Origin of the sequence: Anaerotignum sp. (assembly GCF_031981185.1) — a bacterium.
Taxonomy (GTDB): Bacteria; Bacillota; Clostridia; order Lachnospirales; family Anaerotignaceae; genus Chakrabartyella.
On sequence record NZ_DALYUL010000007.1, the window covers coordinates 60566 to 61616 of the forward strand.

General features: G+C 31.7%; 1 pseudogene. It reads right to left on the reverse strand.

From position 1 onward, the window contains the following. A pseudogene (locus RTK36_RS05480) lies at positions 1–1051 on the reverse strand (hypothetical protein); the annotation flags it as partial.

The following is a 1051-nucleotide window of genomic DNA, read 5'->3' on the forward strand; positions in this document are numbered from 1 at the left end:
GCTTCAATTGCCCCCACTGCTTTCAACATAGTGCCCTTGTCTTTATGAAGGTTTTTAATATGCTCAACTGACATAGAACATAGTTTTCTTATATCCTCATCTGTGACTTTTTGCTTATCCAAAGTCTGTAGATATTGATATGCCAATCTGACAGTATCTTGAGGTGGATTCGCAAAACTGTTAATAGATAACTTCAAATTATTCCTTTTAAATGCTTGCTTATATTCTTCCCAACTATCATAATATGCTATCATTTTAACCTGACTCTTTGTTAAGATGAATCGTATATCCCTATCAATAATATTAACTTCTTCACCCTTAACATCTTTTATAATGATATTACCTGCAATTTCCTTAGCAAATTTACGAAAATCAAAAGGGAAAAGACAACCCTTTATAAACCTACCTCTTATTTGACAACTTGAAGGCAGTTCATTTGGTAAAAATATACCTGCACCATCCATAACGTCAATATCTATGGGCATTACTTTATCTTCAAACTCAAGTGTCTCTACATCCAAAAAATGAACCATATCCGACACTACAGTTTTAAAATCATCAACTACAATACATTTATCAATATCAATCTCATATTCATCTCTAACAATACTTGATGACAATGGTAAGGATTTATAAGCAATAAATTTCCCTGTATTGCAACCACCCTTGGCATTTATCTTATCCAACGTAAGACCACATAAGAAATTATCCTCATTATTATTGTAAAATTCTTCTTGTATTAATGTTGCCTCTTGGTTTCTGACTTGACCAGTTGTAGCGGAATAAACTACATACTTTTTACCCTCTATCAAAACACCATTATCAATAATTTGTTTAAAAATTTCATTGTGTGCTACTTCAAGATATATGATCTCTTCTAACAAAGGAAGACTTGGATCAACTATCACTTCTGAACTTTGATTGTTGTTTTCTGCCAATCTGATTATATCATTTTCAAATAATGTCACTTGATTTTTATAATTTTCGTTAATAATTTTACCCGCTTTATCTAACACATTGAGACAGGATTTTCTTACAGTTCTTGTCCCCT